The organism is Halobacteriovorax sp. (assembly GCF_041587335.1).
Taxonomy (GTDB): Bacteria; Bdellovibrionota; Bacteriovoracia; order Bacteriovoracales; family Bacteriovoracaceae; genus Halobacteriovorax.
In genome coordinates this window covers 13273-29680 of the sequence record NZ_JBFGYP010000014.1, presented here as the reverse complement: position 1 = coordinate 29680, position 16408 = coordinate 13273, and the positions used below count along the sequence as shown (strand labels likewise).

Genomic DNA, 16408 nt, shown 5'->3' with positions numbered 1-16408 from the left:
GATTATTAAAAACAATAGGTTAGCGTTTATTAATTTATTAATACTTAAGGTATACAATAAATATTATAAAGTAAGGAGCTACTGTGTTTATGATTTCTCTACTTCTTTATATTCAAGTCTCGAGTGGAAACTCAATTATCTACGAAGATATGGGAGAGATTTATTGGCCAGCAATGAATATTGAAGAGGGCCATGTAGAAGTTGTGATGGAGAGTAAAGTAGAGAGATCACCTGCTGGAGAGGTTAAGAAATATAGAAGTATTGAGGAATTAGAAGGTTTAGTTGATGTCTGTTGGTATAGATGTATATTTGAAGTTAAAGACTAAGCAGCGGCCTTACTCTCTCCGTAGTACTCATCTATAAAAGAGTTAATATCATATAGAGAAGCTTCATCATCCTTACTGATCACTTCAGTAAAAGGAATTTCATAGAGATCATCAATAGGTAAGCTAGCACCTAGTGCATCAACGATAATTAAAAAGAATTGATCTGCTAATTCTTTATAAATATCTAAGTCGTATAGGCTTGGGTCTAAACTATCAAGGTAGACGACCAAGCAGAGTGTTGGTGATTCACCCACAATATCTTCTAGCTCATTTAAACTATACGCTTGTCTGATCTCACAATCATTATGAGATAACTCATAGGACAACCTTGTCTGAGCTTGCTCATTATTTGATAGAATTAAAATATTGTCGTGGTGAAATACTCTACTCATAGAAATAATTATAGTTGTGAAGTGTTAATAAAGTGTGAAGAGATTATTCTAGTTATAGTTATTTTATTTACAGTACCTTGTTATAATTTCCACAACTTATAAGGAGGTTCAAATGGTTAACTACACGCCTGCTGTGATGGGGAAAGAAGAGTACAAAGATAGTGTTGCTCCCGGAAATAAAGTTAGAGAGTACATGGTTGAAAACTTTGAAACCATAAGTGAGAAGCTAACGATTCTTGAGGCTTCAGAAATGTTACTTAATTTAGATTTATCTGGAGCTCCGGTAGTTGATAAGCACGGAAATATGATAGGTTTTTTATCTGAGAAAGACTGTTTAAAGTTTGTTTTAGATTCTAAGTATTATAACCATGCTCCTTCAACTGTAACTCATTATATGTCTACACAAGTTATGACCATATCTCCAAATGATAGTTTAACTTCAGTTATTGAATTATTTCTACGAAATAGCTTTCAAATCTATCCCGTAGTAGAGGAGGGAAGAGTTATTGGAACAATTTCAAGACAAAAAATTCTTAAATCAATTTCTGATCTTGATGAAACATCTTGGTGATAGTGAGGTTTTATGAGAGCGTTAAATATTTTAGTAGCTGATGATAATGTAGATTTTTATTCATTGCTCAAGTTAAGAATTGAATCTCTTGAATATGAAACCAATCTGATTCATGCAAATAATGGCTATGAGGCACTAAGTATCATAAGAGAGAAGAAGATTGATTTACTCATTACTGACTTCTCTATGCCTGTGATAAATGGGATTGAATTAATTAAATCTCTAAAGACGCTTGATAAGTCTCATCTTCCAAAGGAAGTTGTAATTCTCTCTGCCTATATTGAAGATGGCCCACCCCCTAAGGGACTGGAGAGTGTTAAATTTCTTCCAAAGGATGACTTCTATGAAGACCTCGTCTACATCATCACAGACCTCTGCGAGTCATTAGAGAATGAGGATGAAGATAGCCACTTATCAATCCGTGACGTAAGAGTTGATATTATTGGATCAAAGTTTGTAGATATCGTTCATGCTGTTGACCTTGATCTTTATGGTGTCACTGTTCACGATCCTCATTTAATCTTTGATTGTGAGAAAGATGAGGTCGTAGATTGTATAATATCTCTTCCTAATCAACAGGATCTAAAGATTAAGGGGAGAGTTAAGAGACAGCTTGGTTTAAGCGAGAAGTACTTTAAAATAGAATTCTTCGATCTCAATAGAGTCAACCAAAGAGCATTAGAGGGGTTTCTCCATGAGGGAGAGGCCGCTTAGCTTTCGCTTTTAAAATTATATCTAAACAGTCGGGTAAGATGTCTAACCTGTCAGAAATGCTCTAGTTTTAATAATTTACAGAAAAATTTTCCGATTATTTTTAAAGTCTTACGACTCTTAAGTCGAGAAAGGATCAATAACTTTATTTGGAGCTTATTGGTGAAGTCCTTTCTGGCATTTATCTTTTTTATTTTTAGCTTATCTATCTTTGCTGAGACTGGAATATACCTATCTTCTGGTAAGCGCTATGAGACTTTAGATGTGAGTGCTGCTATGGCCGAGATCTTCTCTAAGGGAGAAGTAGGACATATTAATGTATTCGTTCACGGTAGGGGAAAACACCCTGAGAAAGGCTTTGGAGTTATGAACGAGGTTGAGAAAACTTATGGTGTTAAATCCATAATGTTTCATTGGCCATCTTGGAAGTCAGCAATGGAGAGACCTGTAGGAAATGCTGTGGGCGCAGCTGAAGACCTTTCTAGATTTTTAAGTGCTCTTAACTCATATGTAAGAATGTATCCAAATAGAATGCTTGGAGTAAAGCTAAGCTTATTAGTACACAGTATGGGGAATATTGTTTTCAAAGAAATGTTAGAAAATTATTATCACTCAGGAGAATTTAATCGTAATTTATTTTCTAGTCTTGTTCTAAATGCTGCTGATGTCCCAGCAAAAGAACATAAGCAATGGGTTGATCGAATTGATTTTTCTACCCAGAATTTTGTAACTTATAATGACAATGATATTGTTCTATTTGGTAGTGAGCAATTAGATCGTTTTAACGATGAATATGAAGAATACGAAGGAACCAGGTTAGGTAAAGATCTAGAGAAAGTGACAAAGGGAAAGGTTCGTTACCTATCTCAAAACGCAAAATATCTAAACCTTTCAAAAATGACATTTACAGGACATAGGCATTTCTTAGTGGATGATAAGAAGAAGAATATTGAACTGAAGAACCTATTTTCTCAAATAATTAAAGGGCGCGCCCCTTACTTAAATAGTAGAGATGGTGTTTATGACGTTAAACATAATACATATTATTTTAAGAATTAATTATATAAACCAGTTTGCAACTGCATAGTTTATTTTACTTTCAATTGCAGCTTGAATTCCTGTCTCACTATCTTCGAAAATAAAAGCATCTTCTTTTTTTATATTCAGTTTTTCAATTGCATCTAGATAGGGGCGTGGGCTTGGTTTTGTTTCACTACTATCTTCTCGCGTGAGTATGATATCAAAATATTTTTTGAGATTTTCTTTCTCTAATATGCAAAGGGCAGCACTTTTTTCAGATGCAGTGACTAGGGCAATTTTATAGCTTTCTTTTTTTAATTGTTCTAGTAGCGATGTGATTTCAGGCCTTAATATTCTTTCTGATTCAGAAATACTTTTAATGAAGTACTTATTTTTAATAGTTAAGAAATCATCAAAAGAAACAGAGAGTTCAGTCTCTAAAGCTTTGTATACATCGTTGTCGCCTTGACCATGGAACATTTGATGGAGTTCTTCTATAATGAAATTTCTTTTGGGAGAGAGCTCTTGTAATGTATTTAGTAAGGCCTTGGCATGTAGAGGTTCTGTATTTACAAGTGTACCATCCATATCAAAGAGGATACTTCTAGCACTTGTGATCGCCTTAATATCCTCTAATGTTGGAATTATTTTTATAATATGCACTAGATAATAGACGTTACAATCGTTAGTAACTTCTTAAATATATTTCCTTCGCCTTCATAAGGAATTGATTCTTCGAGTATTTCTACTTCTTCAATAATTTCGTTCATATTTAAATCGCCAAGAATCTTCTCTGTTAATTCCTCTAGAACTTCCTTTTCTGATTCTGCAAGTCCATCTCGTCTGAATATAGTATTAGCAAAACTCACAAGCATACCACGTTCTCTTGGCTCAATTGAACTAAGAAGAAGATCGTCTATTTTAATACCATCAGAAAAATCTCGTTTAAGTATTTCCTTTTGCTCTTGAGTGAAAGGAATCTTTTTTAAATGTTCATCAAGCCATAGCTTTTCTTCACGCGTCACTATATTGTCTACTTGAACAAGAGCTATGGTTCCACGCCACATCTGAAATTTACTTTCGCTAATCATAATGTATCCTTTTCTACTTATTATCTCCTTTTTTCTCTCTAAACTCTAGAAGCTGTTTTTGCCTTCTTTCTCTTCTAATTTTTGCATTTATATCGTCTGCACTATCTACTGCTGAATCCCAAGCAGTGTAAATTTGTTTTTTTATACCGGCCCTCAAGTCTCCAGCTATATAGAAGTTCTCAACAGATGATTGACCCTTTTCATTGGTCACTACAAAGCCTCTCTTATCAACTTCTGCATTAAGCTGAAGAGCAAGTTCGTTATAGACGATGACTCCTAGTGAAACAAAGGCATTTTGAGCATGAATAATGCTCCCATCATCCAGGATAAACCCCTCAAGAATTCCTTCTTTTTTATCTCCAAGAAAGTCTACAATCTCTTTTGTTTCGACATTGATTTTATATAACTCAATTAGCTCTTTGGTTTCATCATCAAACTCAGGAGTCTTACCATTTGTCATAATTGTGAGGTTTGGTATTTTGTATCTCTCGTTTATCATAATAGCGACCCATGCAGCAGAGCTTGTGTGTCCTATTACAGCTATCTCATTGTCGTTAGTGTGGTGTCCATCACAGCGAACGCAATATTCAATTGCTTGACTATTGGCAAATGGAAAAATAGCTCTTATGTCATTTTCTATAAATGGCTGAACGTCCATCATTCCTGTAGTAAGAATGACGTATTTAGTTTTCCAAATATCTCCATTTGAGTCAGTTAAATTGAAAATCCCATCTTGATCTTTTTCTATTTTAGAAATGCCTATATTTTTTTGAGGAAAGAATGCATGAGCATACTTCTCTTGAGAGAGGTAGTCATAGGCCTGCTTATTTGGATTATTAATACCTTGTTTAAAATCTAAAAATCCAGGTATGTTTTCTACTTTTCTAACCCACATGGCACGAGACTTCTTTTTGTCTTTTTGATTACCGGGAAAGAATAGAGTTTCATCATTATTTAATACGGATCTTAAAGTGGCCATAATTCCTGCAGAACCACCACCTATAACAGTTGTTTCATATATTTTGTCATTCATAGATAACTCCTTTTTAAATAGTTTATTTCAATCAATGCTGTCTATCTAATAGTTATTGTCTATGAGTGGATAGATTAGTTAAATACTTGATTATTTGCTAAGATAGAGTGAATAAATAATGGAGAATTACAATGATAAAGGTAACAAAAAATATAGCTCTCGTCGCGCATGACTCGAAAAAGCCGAATCTCGTTAAGTGGTGTCGTGAGAATATAGAAATATTAAAAAAACATAAGCTCACAACAACGGGTACAACTGGAACTCTGATAGAGAAAGAATTAGGACTGAAAGTCACCAAGTTTATCTCCGGACCTCTTGGTGGGGACCAACAAATTGGAGCTAAAATCTCTGAGGGAAAGATTGATTTACTTATTTTCTTTTGGGACCCTTTAGAGAGTATGCCACATGATCCCGATGTGAAGGCACTACTTAGATTGGCGACAGTGTGGAATATTCCTTTAGCTTGTAATCAAACTTCCGCAGATTTTTTAATATCATCTCCACTTATGGATAAAGACTATGATAGAGATCTAGACCATTTAGAACGCTATAAGAAGGGGAGAAAAATTCTTGTTTCTGACTCTTAGACATTGATGTGGAGCGTATGGAAATATGAAGTGTTTGGGCCTACAACGTACCTTTAATAAACAGCACGGAGTAATTTTGGCACATATCGCAAAAGTTGGAAGAGCATTTTTAGTGGGACAAGGGATTTTATATCCAGTTCAAAAAGGTATTTTAAAAGTGGGACCACTAAAGGCGGCCCCTAAGAATAAAAGAATTAGAGTCACTGGACTCAGTAAAAAGTCAAAAAAGTCTTAATTCATCAGATAGAACAAATAAGTGATCCTTTTTTGAAATTGGATCCTTAAGTTCTATCTTATGAGCAACTAGTTTCAAACCATCATCATTCTTATTATGTCTTCCATACTTTGGGTCCCCAATTATAGGGTGTTTAATCTTTGCAAGGTGTTGTCTTGCCTGATGAAACCTTGAAGTGGGCATTTCTATTTCAATTAAAGAGCTAAACTCTAGTTCTTGGTGAACTTTATAAATTGTTTTTGCACTTCTACCATCTATATTGAAAGATATATCTCCCTCTGAAGATCTTAACTGACCTAGCACTTCTGCTTGAAAGGATTTTGTAATCAAACCACTCTTTGTAGATTTTGTGAAAATTCTAGACACCTTTTCTTTATAGGCAACTATCATTAAGCCTGATGTTTCACGGTCAAGTCTTTGAATGGGGTAGGCATGAGGCTTGATTTTTTCTATGTGCCTAATCATTGAGGCCTGATCACCATACTTTGTTCCCTCTGTAAGGATTCCAGCTGGCTTATACCATATTCCCCAGTCCTTTGTTTCATGAATTTGAGCAACTAAACTCATATCTACTTCTGGTAAGTTTGGGTCGTAGTGACATTCAATATAGTCATCAGGAGTAAGAACTGTCTTAACTCTTCTTATTCTATTTAATGGGCCAAGACCTCTTTTCTTGATCCACACCCCGCCATTATTTGCGTGCTTTTTAATTAGTGACTTTGAGAGTGGTGTAACTTCAGCCAAGAAGTCTACAAGTGTGATGTTTTCTTTATCTTTAATTTTTCCTCTGAAGGAAAACTTTTTAATTTCCATTAGAGTCCTTGCGAAATTGTCCAAGGACAACCTGGACAACCTGACTGACAACAGGCTTCTTCTTTCCAGTCATCATTCTTTTCAATATTATCTTTTACTTTATAAAATGACTTACCGTCTTGGTCTTTAATAAAAGTATAGTCCATAGGAGATTCCCATGGCGGATCAATAGTTCCAAGTAGTAGAGATAGCTTAAATTGGTGTCCTTCTTCTTTATTTTCAAAAACAATAATATGCTTCTCATTACTTATAGAAGTAATCCAATATTCTTTTTCGTCTGTTCTAAAATTCATGTTTATGGTATTCATCATGACTACATACCATATAATGAGATGAGATAAAACTATGTATGACTTTCCTATAGAGTACGATGAGCCAGTATTTAGACCTCCATCAGAGGGAAGAAGCTTCCTTTTACAGGTGACTATAGGCTGCTCCCACAACCTTTGCACTTACTGCAATATGTACAGGTCTAAGCAGTACCGAGAAAGGAGCTTAGAGGAAATTGAGTCAGAGCTCATTAAGACTAGTCAATACTTTCAAAGACTTAAGCATCTTCCTAAGAGGGTCTTCTTCTGTGATGGGGACGCTCTGGGGGCAAGTACAGATTTACTGGTTGGCTCTTTAAAACTACTTGAGAAGTACTTTCCAAGTGTTGAGAGAGTGGGAATTTATGCCACTGCTCAGAATATGCTAGAAAAGACACCTGAAGAGTTACGGCTACTGAAGGCACACAAGCTAAGTATTGCTTATTTAGGCCTTGAGAGTGGCTCTGATAAAGTATTGCACCGAATAGTTAAGGGGAATACCGCTCAGGACATGATTGAGGGCTGTGACAGGTTACATGACTCAGGTTGGGATATCTCAATTATCGGGATGTTAGGAATTGGAGGAAGAAAGTTTAGTGATGAGCACGTAGAGGAGACTGGAAAGCTAATCAGTAGAATTTCTCCAAAATTTTTCTCATTACTTACCACTGTTGCTGTATCGGGAACTCCTCTTCGAAAAATGGTCGATAAAGGTAACTTTGAACTACTAACCTCTAAAGAGCTAACTGTAGAGATGAGAGGTATTTTGTCACTAATTAAGCCCCAGCGTGGAGAAATATTGTTTAGAGCAAACCATGTGTCTAATCAATTTCCTTTGGGTGGACGTTTAAGTTGTGATACAGATTCAATATTAAGAACTCTGGATCAGTGGATTGAGCAGATTCCCGATGGTGTATATCCAAACGTTCCAGCACATATGTTGTAGAGGTAGTTATTTTGTTAGATAAATATTTTTTTGAAATTCTTGTAACTTTAATATTCACAATTTCATTACTTGGTACTCTTATCTATTTTCTTGCAAAGAAGATTCAAAAAGAGAACGGAGTTATAAAAGAAAGTATTAAAAAAACTAGAGAGAAAGAAAAGTTTATTTTAGAGAGCTTAGATATTATCTGTAAGGCCGTTCTTCAAGAGCAGTGTGAAATTTCTGAGGGAAGTATTAGAATCAGAATGTTATTAGATAACTCTAAAATGCTAGATTCTAAAAAGAGTGAGTATACACTATTTTTTAATATGTATGATGAGCTTAAAGAGTTTAAAACTCATGAGAAAAGAAATAGTCTCTCAAAGCAAGAGAGAATGAATGAAGATATCAAACGCTTTAAAGTTGAAGAGAAGTATCAAGTCGAATTCTTAAGTACCGTTAAGGTTCTTCACGACGATGTAAAAGAACTTCTTTAGTTAGAAAGTATTATGATATGATAGTGACATGAATCACTACGTACATAATTTATCCCCTATGGCCATAGAGTGGGGCTGGTTTATTCTCCCATGGTACTGGCTTGCTTATATTGCAGGCTTTTTTATAGTCTACCTAGGCCTTATGAAGTTTTCTTCTGCAGGACATATTCAACTAAGTAAGAGAACAATTCACGATTACCTTTCAATGGGATTTCTCTCTCTCCTTCTTGGTGGAAGATTTGGTTATATTCTTATTTATAACTTAAATTACTACCTGGAAGATCCTGCAAAAATATTTGCTATATGGGAAGGAGGAATGAGTTTTCACGGGGCCATTATAGGTATTGGTTTATTCACTCTTTACCAATCTAAAAAACAAAAGATACCTTTTCTTAGATTCACTGATGCTATAAGTATTTTTGCACCCATTGGCATTTTCTTGGGACGAATTTCTAACTTTATAAATGGAGAACTGGCCGGAAGAGTTACAGATGTGGCCTGGGCAGTAGTTTTTCCTAAATTCTATAATAGTGAACCTCGACATCCATCTCAAATTTATGAGGCGCTACTAGAAGGTTTAGTCCTATTTTTAATTTTATATTTTTATGGAAGAAAAAAGATAAACTCCCTAGGATTTTGTACAGGTCTATTCGTATCTCTCTATGGAGTCTTTCGATTCTTTATTGAATTCTTTAGAAACCCAGACCCACAAATAGGTCTTTATTTTAATGCCTTTACCATGGGACAAATACTATGTTCTTTGATGGTTCTAGCTGGTCTAGTCTTAATCTTTAAGAGTGATAGGAAACTATCACTCTAATAAGAAAATGGCATCTTTAGAGAAGTCACTATAGAAGTCTTCGTAAGTTGCTCTTTGTGCACTGATACGGTTTACTTCTACCTTGTAGAGCTCTCTATACTTTTCTGGGATAGAACTGAAGTCATAAATATCAATGACTCCACCTTTTAAATCACCTTCTTGATAACTTGAGAAAACTCCTGGGAATTTACCCATAAGGTAGTCAATCATACACCCTGGGAAGAGTTCCAGTGTTAGTCTTGCACATGAATTTAACTCTTCTTCATTGATAACAATAGAGTCGTACATTGTCTTTATGGACTCTGCTAAATCTTCTTGAGTCTTCTTTTTTCTAGCTTCTAGTATTTTAAAAGTCACTCGTAGTCTTTTTATGTGCTCGAGTTCTTCCATGTATTCCTCTTTTTGATCAGCTGGAATATTTTCATAATCAAAAGGGTTAAAGTTTGCACTTAATACAGAGGCCTGGAAGAGGACAGGATATCTATCCTCAATATACTGTTGAACACAATCTAAAAACTCTTTTTCTTGAGTAAGCTTTACACAGGCGTATTTCTTATTTTCCCCCCACATAAAGTAATCTTTTAGACCTAACCATATAGAAGTTCCTGATCCTGTCGCAAATGCACCAAGTGCAGTTCCTTGGAAAACTCTTGCGTAGCCATTTGAAAAGAACTTAAGTCTATCCTTATCTTGGTCAGACAAGAGTTCATTCATAACCTTTTTACCGTCTTGCAGTTTTTTATATGAGTTTACAGTCTTAGGCAGTGCCATTAGCTCTTTTTGAATTGCTTTATTTGTTACTTTATTTATTCCATATCTTGAAGGTTTGAAATCTGCCTTTTCAATTGCACCTTCAAACTCTTTAAGTTTAAGAGTTAGAGCTTTTGTTGCTGAATCTGTTAGTCCATCTGTATTGTTTATGAAGTACTCTAACTCTCTGTGTGCAATAATTAACTTGTCTTGGAGCATTGCCTGTTGAATAATTCTTTGTTTGATAAGCCCCTCGTCAAACCACCAATCAAACATTCCACCATCAAGTTGTGTAATTCTTTTATCTAGTTGTTTGATGTAATACTGAAGGTTCTTATCATCTTTGTAAAAAACCATCTTTTCTTGGATCTCTTTACCACCTTTTATAAAAGTTAATTCTACTTCAGCACGATTTCCTTCAAAGTGATACTTCTTAAGAATGTTTCTATTGTACATTGTAGATACTCTTTCATTGATGAGATCATTTAATTCTTTTTCATAGTTTGTATATTTTCCAAACCAAGTATCGATCGTTTTTAGGACATCTAGCTCGTCTTTTGATGTTTCTACGTTATCTAATGTTTTGTTTAATATTTTTGCATAGGCTGCTGCACTTGCTACTGTTTCTTCTTCATCATACATATAGAATGATACATATTTATTGTCGTTCCAGTTCTTAAATGTATGAGTCCAAGAGTCTTTGAACCTATTCCACCAGCTCCGTTTAGGAAGTCGGATTTGCATTTTATTTGTGGATCTACTTATGAGCTCTTTTTTTTCAATTTCTTTTAAAAGTACTTCATCATAATCTTTTGTAATAAAATTTCTAACGACATTGCTGCAATTTTTATCCTCTACAGTACTTGCAGGGGTCCTGAAAGCTGTATTCATCGTTGTGCTTGAACAAGAGACGAGTAGAGATAATAGAATTATATAAGTATACTTTTTCATAACTTATCTTGTCGGGTATTCGAAGGAGAAACTTTAACGTCTGTTAGTAAGTTATTGTTTTTTAAGAGGTATTGTACTTCTAGAATATTACCGCTACTATTTATTGATCAATAAATGGAGGTCTCCTTGAAAGATACATACGATCGTATTAACAATGTTTGCTTGGTTATTTTAACTTTCATAGCTGTTACTGGTGCTCTGATTTATACAAAGTCTATCCTTATTCCATTTGTTATTTCTCTTTTTATATTCTCAGTTTCTGGGCCAGTTATTGATTGGTTTGAAGTTAAAATTAAGGCACCAAGGTTTTTGTCCGTCATTTTAACTATGGGAATTTTTATTATTATATCTGTAGTTGTAAGTCTCTTTATTGCAAAAAGTTTAAATACTTTTATTGATGGAATAGGGGATTATCATCTTCGCTTTACTCTTGCATTAGAGTCTGTCGTCTCTTTTTTAAATTCTTACAATATAGAAATTAATCCTGAGATGATTAAAACTACAATTAATAATATTCCCGTCTTATCAATAGTGAAGAAGTTTTCTGGTGGAATTATGACATTCCTATCAAATACAGTTTTAATTATTATAATGGTTCTCTTTCTAATTGCTGGAGAGGGGGTTACTAAAATAAAAAATAATATGGTTAAACAAGTTCATTATAAAATTTCTAAATATGTTGCGACGAAGTTTTTCATGTCTTTGACAACAGCAGTTCTAGTAGGGATTTTATTATTTAGTTTAAAAGTAGATTTAGCATTTATGTTTGTTATTTTAACTTTCCTATTAAACTTTATTCCTAGTGTTGGATCTATCATTGCTGTCTTAATACCATTTCCCGTTCTATTTCTTCAGTTTGGGCCTGGTTGGGAACTGGTAACAGTTATGAGTATATCTTGTGCTATTCAATTCTGCATTGGAAACGTAATTGAACCAAAGATTATGGGGGAGAACTTAGGTCTTCATCCCATTGTTATTTTACTTTTCTTATTATTTTGGGGGCTTGTTTGGGGGATTCCTGGAATGTTCCTAGCAGTACCGATGACAGCTGTTATGAAAATTGTACTCTCTAAGATTGAGACAACTAAAACATTAGCTGAGCTTTTAGGTGGCAAGTTACCTGCAAACCTTTAGATAAATTCAACCGTTTGAGTTAGCTGGTGTTCATTTTGAAATTGAGGACATTGGCGCTCAAAGTAATTAAACTCTATATGACTGTCTGTAGAGCTTTGAATACAGCTATAAGTTGTTCTCAAGCTCTTAATTTTAGAGCACCTTCTTAGTATCTTCTCCTCAATACAGTTTAACTTTACCTCTACTGAACCATCAGCGGCCAGGTGATGAACCGAATTTGGAAGTCTATGCTTAATTCTCAGATTTAGATGCTTTCTGAGCCTAGTGTCTAAAGCGATAGTATAAATTGTATGAATAGCATGGTCTGAAAAGTTTTTTAAAATACACTGATCTTCTCTTTCAAATGTAACTCTCTTATCTTTAAAACTCCAACTGAAGAAGTCTCTACTTTTTTCTCTATTTTCATTTTTCTCTATTGTGCTTTGACAGTTACAAAAGGTGTCTATCTCGGTGAGGAATTCATAATACATACTTGATGTTTGATCTGTTGTGAGATTGGGGTAATGAGTTTTTGTAAATTGGTGGTTTAAAATCTTTTGAATACATTGAAAGTGTAGTGACTTAGTTTCTTGCTGCTCAGCTATTTCTCTTGAGAAGCTACTCAAGCTTAAGGCAAATAGAATGATGAGGTGTGAATAGCGATAAATAGGCGCCTCCAGGTTGCTCATACACTATATCGTACCATGAACACTGGACTCTAGAGGGCAAAAATGTTGAAGGGCCGTATTAACGGTAGGTTAGAAGACTTACTTCTTCTTCTTATTGATTGCTTCTTCGTATTTTTTGATCTCTTCTGGAGATAGAGATGATCTTTCCATACTTTTGATACTTTTCATTGAATTCATCATTTGGTCACATTTATGAACCGTTCCGTCTCCTTCTACAGGAGTAAACTTTCTTCCATCTTTTAACCAAGTTATATCTTTGCTACAAAATTTACAATTTGCCATTATTTATCCTATTTTGCTAAATCTACAATCTTTCTTATATCTTCTACAGAGAATGGCTTCTCTAGTATCATATCTGCCTTCATTAGAACAGGATCATGACTCATTAAGTCGCTAATTGCTGAAAGAAATACTATTTTTGCATCTGTATGAGGCCTAATCTGCTCAAAAAGTTCAACTCCATTGACCTTTGGCATTTTTATATCAAGTAAGATGATATCAAAGGTATCTGAGAATATCTGGACGGGTGCATCACTTGATTCATTAACAACAACTACAGAGTGACCAAGAAATTCAAACTCTTCTCGGAGGCAATCTGCCAATACTTCTTCATCATCAACTATTAAGATTCTTTTCATAAAGTTATTATTACATGAGTATGCGATTTTGCAACTACTTTGACTGTGTGCGTACTGTGCCAACCTTTGATTATTAGGGAATTTTATAATAAATTGAATCATATAATTTATTATGAAAATAGAGGTACCTTAAATGTTAGATATTAAGTTCATTAGAGAAAATCTAGATACAGTTAAAAAGGCTGCAGAAGTAAAAAAAATTGCTTTTGATTTTGACCAATTATTAAGTCTAGATAAGGATATCTCTGATTTAAAAGTTAAAGTTCAAGAGTTACAAGAGAAGAGAAATAGCCATTCTAAAAAGATTCCTAAAGCTACTGCAGAGGAAAGACCTGCATTAATAGAAGAGGGAAGAGTTATTGGTACTGAGCTAGACTCAATGAAACCTTCTCTAGTTGAAAAAGAAGCAGAGCTAAGAAACCTTCTTTTAACTGCTCCTATGATTCCATCTCCTCAAGCTCCTATTGGTAATGATGAAAATGATAATGTTGAAGTAAAAAAGTTTGGAGAACTTCCTAATTTTGACTTTAAGCCACTTGATCATGTTGAGATTTTAGAAAAACAAAACTGGGCAGAATTTGAAAAAATTGCAGCAGTTAGTGGTTCAAGAAGTTACTCTTTAAGAAATGATATGGTTCTTCTTGAGATGGCCATGCATAGATATGCTCTAGAGAAATTACAGAGCAAAGGCTTTACTTTAGTTTCTACTCCTTCGCTTGCAAGAGAAGAGGCCCTCGTTGGAACAGGTCACTTTCCTGGAGGAAAGGATCAAGTTTACTACTTACCAGAAGATGATCTCTACTTATCAGGAACTGCTGAGGTCCAACTTAATTCTCTACATTCAAAAGATATTTTATCAGAAGATAAACTTCCAATTCTTTATGCTGGATATTCTCCATGCTTTAGAAGAGAAGCCGGAAGTTATGGTAGAGATGTTAGAGGTTTAATTAGAGTTCACCAATTTATGAAAGTTGAACAATATGTTATTTGTAAAAACTCACCAGAAGAGTCAGATAAGTGGCATAAAATACTTCTAGAAACTTCTGAGGAAATTGTTCAAGATTTTGAATTACCTTATAGAATTGTTGAATGCTGTACAGGTGACATGGGGACTGGGAAAGTTCGTATGTTCGATATTGAGTGCTGGGTTCCATCTGAAGAAAAGTATAGAGAGACTCATAGTTGCTCTCAATTGCACGATTGGCAATCGAGAAGAACAAACACTAGATATAGAGACGCTGATGGGAAAGTTCAATTTGTTCATACTTTAAATAACACAGCTGTAGCAACTCCTAGAACTTTAGTGCCATTTTTAGAATGTCATCAACAAGCAGATGGAAGAATTAAGGTTCCAGTTAAGCTTAGACCTTACCTTGGTGGTCAAGAATACCTTGGGAAGTAATTTTCTAATGATAGAGGGGGATTTCCTTCCCCCTTACTAAAGATTTCTTAATTTGAGATAATTTCTCTGGTTCAAACTGGAGAATATCTTGAATATCCTAATTGTTGACGATGATGAAATTACTTCCAAATTAATTGAAAAGAGACTTCTTAAAAGAGGTTTCCAATCTTCTGTCGTTCATTGTGGAGCAGACTGTTTAAAATTAGTAAATAGTAATACCCACAGATTTGATTTAATTCTTCTAGATATTATCATGCCAGACCTTAGTGGGCTCGAAGTGATGAGTGAGATTAGAAAGGTCCACTCTAGAGTTGATCTTCCTATCATTATGACAACTTCTATGAAGGAGACATCTGATATTGTTTCCGCTCTTAAGTTAGGTGCTAATGATTATGTCATGAAACCTATTAATATGGATATTTTAGAAGCAAGGATGAAAACTCATCTTTCGATTAAAGACCTTAATATCGAGAATATGGAAAAGAGTGAGCTTGAAACTGCGAATGCTATGATTGTTACTTATAACCATGAGATTAATAACCCCCTTACAATAGCTATGGGTTATATCCAAAAATGTGAGCTTACTGGAGAGTTAGATAACCTCGATAAAGTAAGCGATGCCCTCGAAAGAATTGCTGATATTGTTAGAAAAATAGAAAGAGTTTCAACAGAGAGTTCTGTCAAAAGAGAGAGCTATGCTGATAACTTAAAAATGGTAAAATTAAAATAAATCATTTCTATACTTATAATTCCAATCTTCTAAAACAACAGAATTAATTTTTAAACCACAATTTTCACTGTGCAGAAACTTTGGTGATACTAAATCATATTTCTGAGCATACTTTTGATAATATTCTTTTTTAGTCATGCTACTTGGAAAACTCGCATGGATAATACCTTTATAATTCTTTTCTAAAGAGAGCTTTATTATCTGGATAACGTCTTCACTGTGAATAAGGTTAATATAGTGGCCACCCTCTATTGATTTATTTACTAAGCTCTTCACTGGATGACGGTTAGGACCAATTAGTCCTCCACAACGAATAATACAGTCATCTTTAAATATCTCTTCAAGGCGTAAGTTCTTTTTTCCTCGTTCTGTACTAGGTTTAGGAGCTGTTTGTTCATTGACCTCTCCTTGAGATTTATCAAATACAGATGTACTGCTTATAAAAATAAATCTTTTATCTTTAAAGAAGTTCCTAAAGTCTTGGAAGTCTTTCTCCTCAATTTTTGAAGGAGGAATATTTACTATAAATGTACTTGCTTCTGATACTGAGGAGTAATCGTCAGTTGGAAATCTAAGAACCTTAGAATGGTTATCAGTACTTTTACTTGTGGTATTTGTTCTTAGAACATCTAGTCCTAACGAATTTAAATAATCACTAACTTGGCCACCAAGCCATCCTGCACCGATCACGGCAATTTTATCAATAGATTTTATACTCATAGATGACATACTATTTAAGAAAGGTATTGATGACAAGTAAATGTAACTTCATTACCATTATAATATAGAACAATTTAATTAATGGA

Annotated in this window: 23 protein-coding genes; 12 read left to right on the top strand and 11 right to left on the bottom strand. The window is 34.4% G+C overall.

Going from position 1 to position 16408, the window contains the following annotated elements; all coding sequences use genetic code 11:
* Window positions 1-83 precede the first annotated feature (83 nt).
* Entirely contained in the window at window positions 84-326 is a 243-nt protein-coding gene (locus ABX784_RS03930; protein WP_372652829.1) for a hypothetical protein, read from the top strand.
* Here the strand turns inward: ABX784_RS03930 and ABX784_RS03925 are convergent.
* Window positions 323-718, bottom strand: coding sequence for a hypothetical protein (locus ABX784_RS03925; RefSeq protein WP_372652827.1), 396 nt, complete (start codon window positions 716-718; stop codon window positions 323-325). The two genes, ABX784_RS03930 and ABX784_RS03925, sit on opposite strands and share 4 nt — an antisense overlap.
* Before the next feature lie 112 nt (window positions 719-830).
* On the opposite strand from ABX784_RS03925, the gene ABX784_RS03920 reads away from it, so the two are divergent.
* From ABX784_RS03920 to ABX784_RS03910, 3 genes are all read left to right on the top strand, one after another.
* Window positions 831-1289 carry a CBS domain-containing protein gene (locus ABX784_RS03920; protein ID WP_372652824.1) on the top strand — a complete coding sequence of 153 codons (459 nt, stop codon included), beginning with the start codon at window positions 831-833 and terminating at the stop codon, window positions 1287-1289.
* 12 nt (window positions 1290-1301) lie between these two features.
* Window positions 1302-2003, top strand: coding sequence for a response regulator (locus ABX784_RS03915; RefSeq protein WP_372652821.1), 702 nt, complete (start codon window positions 1302-1304; stop codon window positions 2001-2003).
* A gap of 159 nt (window positions 2004-2162) precedes the next feature.
* Window positions 2163-3059 carry an alpha/beta hydrolase gene (locus ABX784_RS03910; protein ID WP_372652819.1) on the top strand — a complete coding sequence of 299 codons (897 nt, stop codon included), beginning with the start codon at window positions 2163-2165 and terminating at the stop codon, window positions 3057-3059.
* Here ABX784_RS03910 and ABX784_RS03905 read toward each other — a convergent pair whose 3' ends face one another.
* From ABX784_RS03905 to ABX784_RS03895, 3 genes are read right to left on the bottom strand one after another with little or no spacing between them, the layout of a single operon-like run.
* A complete protein-coding gene (locus ABX784_RS03905; RefSeq protein ID WP_372652816.1) occupies window positions 3060-3683 on the bottom strand; it encodes an HAD family hydrolase in 624 nt (207 codons plus the stop codon).
* The gene (locus ABX784_RS03900) at window positions 3683-4111 is read right to left on the bottom strand and encodes a hypothetical protein (RefSeq protein WP_372652814.1); all 429 of its coding nucleotides are present in this window, start codon (window positions 4109-4111) and stop codon (window positions 3683-3685) included. The genes ABX784_RS03905 and ABX784_RS03900 overlap by 1 nt, the downstream gene beginning before the upstream one ends.
* 13 nt (window positions 4112-4124) lie before the next feature.
* Window positions 4125-5144 carry an NAD(P)/FAD-dependent oxidoreductase gene (locus tag ABX784_RS03895; RefSeq protein WP_372652811.1) on the bottom strand — a complete coding sequence of 340 codons (1020 nt, stop codon included), beginning with the start codon at window positions 5142-5144 and terminating at the stop codon, window positions 4125-4127.
* Window positions 5145-5275: 131 nt separating this feature from the next.
* Between ABX784_RS03895 and ABX784_RS03890 the strand changes: the two genes are divergently transcribed.
* Window positions 5276-5731, top strand: coding sequence for a methylglyoxal synthase (locus ABX784_RS03890; protein ID WP_372652809.1), 456 nt, complete (start codon window positions 5276-5278; stop codon window positions 5729-5731).
* 76 nt (window positions 5732-5807) lie between these two features.
* Window positions 5808-5966 (top strand): hypothetical protein, encoded by a 159-nt coding sequence (locus tag ABX784_RS03885; protein ID WP_372652806.1) that lies wholly within the window; start codon window positions 5808-5810, stop codon window positions 5964-5966.
* On the opposite strand, the gene ABX784_RS03880 is transcribed toward ABX784_RS03885, so the two are convergent.
* Together ABX784_RS03880 and ABX784_RS03875 are read right to left on the bottom strand one after the other, a co-directional pair.
* Window positions 5952-6779 carry a pseudouridine synthase gene (locus ABX784_RS03880; RefSeq protein WP_372652803.1) on the bottom strand — a complete coding sequence of 276 codons (828 nt, stop codon included), beginning with the start codon at window positions 6777-6779 and terminating at the stop codon, window positions 5952-5954. The two genes, ABX784_RS03885 and ABX784_RS03880, sit on opposite strands and share 15 nt — an antisense overlap.
* Complete coding sequence (locus tag ABX784_RS03875) at window positions 6779-7072, bottom strand: hypothetical protein (RefSeq protein WP_372652800.1); 294 nt, start codon at window positions 7070-7072, stop codon at window positions 6779-6781. Before ABX784_RS03875 ends, ABX784_RS03880 begins: the two co-directional genes overlap by 1 nt.
* 52 nt (window positions 7073-7124) lie before the next feature.
* Here ABX784_RS03875 and ABX784_RS03870 point away from each other — a divergent pair, with 52 nt between their 5' ends.
* The 3 genes from ABX784_RS03870 to lgt are packed head-to-tail and all read left to right on the top strand — an operon-like array spanning window position 7125 to window position 9329.
* A complete protein-coding gene (locus ABX784_RS03870) occupies window positions 7125-8033 on the top strand; it encodes a radical SAM protein (protein ID WP_372652797.1) in 909 nt (302 codons plus the stop codon).
* A gap of 11 nt (window positions 8034-8044) precedes the next feature.
* Window positions 8045-8509 (top strand): DUF2489 domain-containing protein, encoded by a 465-nt coding sequence (locus tag ABX784_RS03865; RefSeq protein WP_372652794.1) that lies wholly within the window; start codon window positions 8045-8047, stop codon window positions 8507-8509.
* A gap of 28 nt (window positions 8510-8537) precedes the next feature.
* Window positions 8538-9329, top strand: a complete 792-nt coding sequence (lgt, locus tag ABX784_RS03860) for a prolipoprotein diacylglyceryl transferase (RefSeq protein WP_372652791.1) — start codon at window positions 8538-8540, stop codon at window positions 9327-9329.
* On the opposite strand, the gene ABX784_RS03855 is transcribed toward lgt, so the two are convergent.
* Window positions 9321-11030, bottom strand: coding sequence for a hypothetical protein (locus ABX784_RS03855; protein ID WP_372652788.1), 1710 nt, complete (start codon window positions 11028-11030; stop codon window positions 9321-9323). The genes lgt and ABX784_RS03855 overlap by 9 nt on opposite strands.
* Before the next feature lie 126 nt (window positions 11031-11156).
* Between ABX784_RS03855 and ABX784_RS03850 the strand changes: the two genes are divergently transcribed.
* On the top strand, window positions 11157-12164 hold the full coding sequence (locus tag ABX784_RS03850; RefSeq protein WP_372652785.1) for an AI-2E family transporter: 1008 nt from the start codon (window positions 11157-11159) through the stop codon (window positions 12162-12164).
* On the opposite strand, the gene ABX784_RS03845 is transcribed toward ABX784_RS03850, so the two are convergent.
* The 3 genes from ABX784_RS03845 to ABX784_RS03835 all read right to left on the bottom strand — a co-directional run bounded on the left by ABX784_RS03845 (window position 12161) and on the right by ABX784_RS03835 (window position 13470).
* Window positions 12161-12832: a hypothetical protein gene (locus tag ABX784_RS03845; RefSeq protein ID WP_372652782.1), complete on the bottom strand. Its 672-nt coding sequence runs from the start codon at window positions 12830-12832 to the stop codon at window positions 12161-12163. The two genes, ABX784_RS03850 and ABX784_RS03845, sit on opposite strands and share 4 nt — an antisense overlap.
* Before the next feature lie 78 nt (window positions 12833-12910).
* Window positions 12911-13114: a hypothetical protein gene (locus ABX784_RS03840; RefSeq protein ID WP_372652779.1), complete on the bottom strand. Its 204-nt coding sequence runs from the start codon at window positions 13112-13114 to the stop codon at window positions 12911-12913.
* A gap of 8 nt (window positions 13115-13122) precedes the next feature.
* Window positions 13123-13470 (bottom strand): response regulator, encoded by a 348-nt coding sequence (locus tag ABX784_RS03835; RefSeq protein WP_372652777.1) that lies wholly within the window; start codon window positions 13468-13470, stop codon window positions 13123-13125.
* Between the two features lie 133 nt (window positions 13471-13603).
* Here ABX784_RS03835 and serS point away from each other — a divergent pair, with 133 nt between their 5' ends.
* Window positions 13604-14872, top strand: coding sequence for a serine--tRNA ligase (gene serS / locus ABX784_RS03830; protein WP_372652775.1), 1269 nt, complete (start codon window positions 13604-13606; stop codon window positions 14870-14872).
* Between the two features lie 88 nt (window positions 14873-14960).
* On the top strand, window positions 14961-15602 hold the full coding sequence (locus ABX784_RS03825; protein WP_372652772.1) for a response regulator: 642 nt from the start codon (window positions 14961-14963) through the stop codon (window positions 15600-15602).
* On the opposite strand, the gene ABX784_RS03820 is transcribed toward ABX784_RS03825, so the two are convergent.
* Window positions 15594-16322 (bottom strand): hypothetical protein, encoded by a 729-nt coding sequence (locus tag ABX784_RS03820; RefSeq protein ID WP_372652770.1) that lies wholly within the window; start codon window positions 16320-16322, stop codon window positions 15594-15596. The two genes, ABX784_RS03825 and ABX784_RS03820, sit on opposite strands and share 9 nt — an antisense overlap.
* Between the last annotated feature and the right edge of the window lie 86 nt (window positions 16323-16408).

Bases quoted from the DNA above. Each gene is read 5' to 3' on its own strand.
- ABX784_RS03925 (WP_372652827.1), bottom strand. From the start codon at position 718: ATGAGTAGAGTATTTCACCACGACAATATTTTAATTCTATCAAATAAT.
- ABX784_RS03920 (WP_372652824.1), top strand. From the start codon at position 831: ATGGTTAACTACACGCCTGCTGTGATGGGGAAAGAAGAGTACAAAGAT.
- ABX784_RS03915 (WP_372652821.1), top strand. From the start codon at position 1,302: ATGAGAGCGTTAAATATTTTAGTAGCTGATGATAATGTAGATTTTTAT.
- ABX784_RS03900 (WP_372652814.1), bottom strand. From the start codon at position 4,111: ATGATTAGCGAAAGTAAATTTCAGATGTGGCGTGGAACCATAGCTCTT.
- ABX784_RS03895 (WP_372652811.1), bottom strand. From the start codon at position 5,144: ATGAATGACAAAATATATGAAACAACTGTTATAGGTGGTGGTTCTGCA.
- ABX784_RS03890 (WP_372652809.1), top strand. From the start codon at position 5,276: ATGATAAAGGTAACAAAAAATATAGCTCTCGTCGCGCATGACTCGAAA.
- ABX784_RS03880 (WP_372652803.1), bottom strand. From the start codon at position 6,779: ATGGAAATTAAAAAGTTTTCCTTCAGAGGAAAAATTAAAGATAAAGAA.
- ABX784_RS03875 (WP_372652800.1), bottom strand. From the start codon at position 7,072: ATGAATTTTAGAACAGACGAAAAAGAATATTGGATTACTTCTATAAGT.
- ABX784_RS03870 (WP_372652797.1), top strand. From the start codon at position 7,125: ATGTATGACTTTCCTATAGAGTACGATGAGCCAGTATTTAGACCTCCA.
- lgt (WP_372652791.1), top strand. From the start codon at position 8,538: ATGAATCACTACGTACATAATTTATCCCCTATGGCCATAGAGTGGGGC.
- ABX784_RS03855 (WP_372652788.1), bottom strand. From the start codon at position 11,030: ATGAAAAAGTATACTTATATAATTCTATTATCTCTACTCGTCTCTTGT.
- ABX784_RS03845 (WP_372652782.1), bottom strand. From the start codon at position 12,832: ATGAGCAACCTGGAGGCGCCTATTTATCGCTATTCACACCTCATCATT.
- ABX784_RS03840 (WP_372652779.1), bottom strand. From the start codon at position 13,114: ATGGCAAATTGTAAATTTTGTAGCAAAGATATAACTTGGTTAAAAGAT.
- ABX784_RS03835 (WP_372652777.1), bottom strand. From the start codon at position 13,470: ATGAAAAGAATCTTAATAGTTGATGATGAAGAAGTATTGGCAGATTGC.
- serS (WP_372652775.1), top strand. From the start codon at position 13,604: ATGTTAGATATTAAGTTCATTAGAGAAAATCTAGATACAGTTAAAAAG.
- ABX784_RS03820 (WP_372652770.1), bottom strand. From the start codon at position 16,322: ATGAGTATAAAATCTATTGATAAAATTGCCGTGATCGGTGCAGGATGG.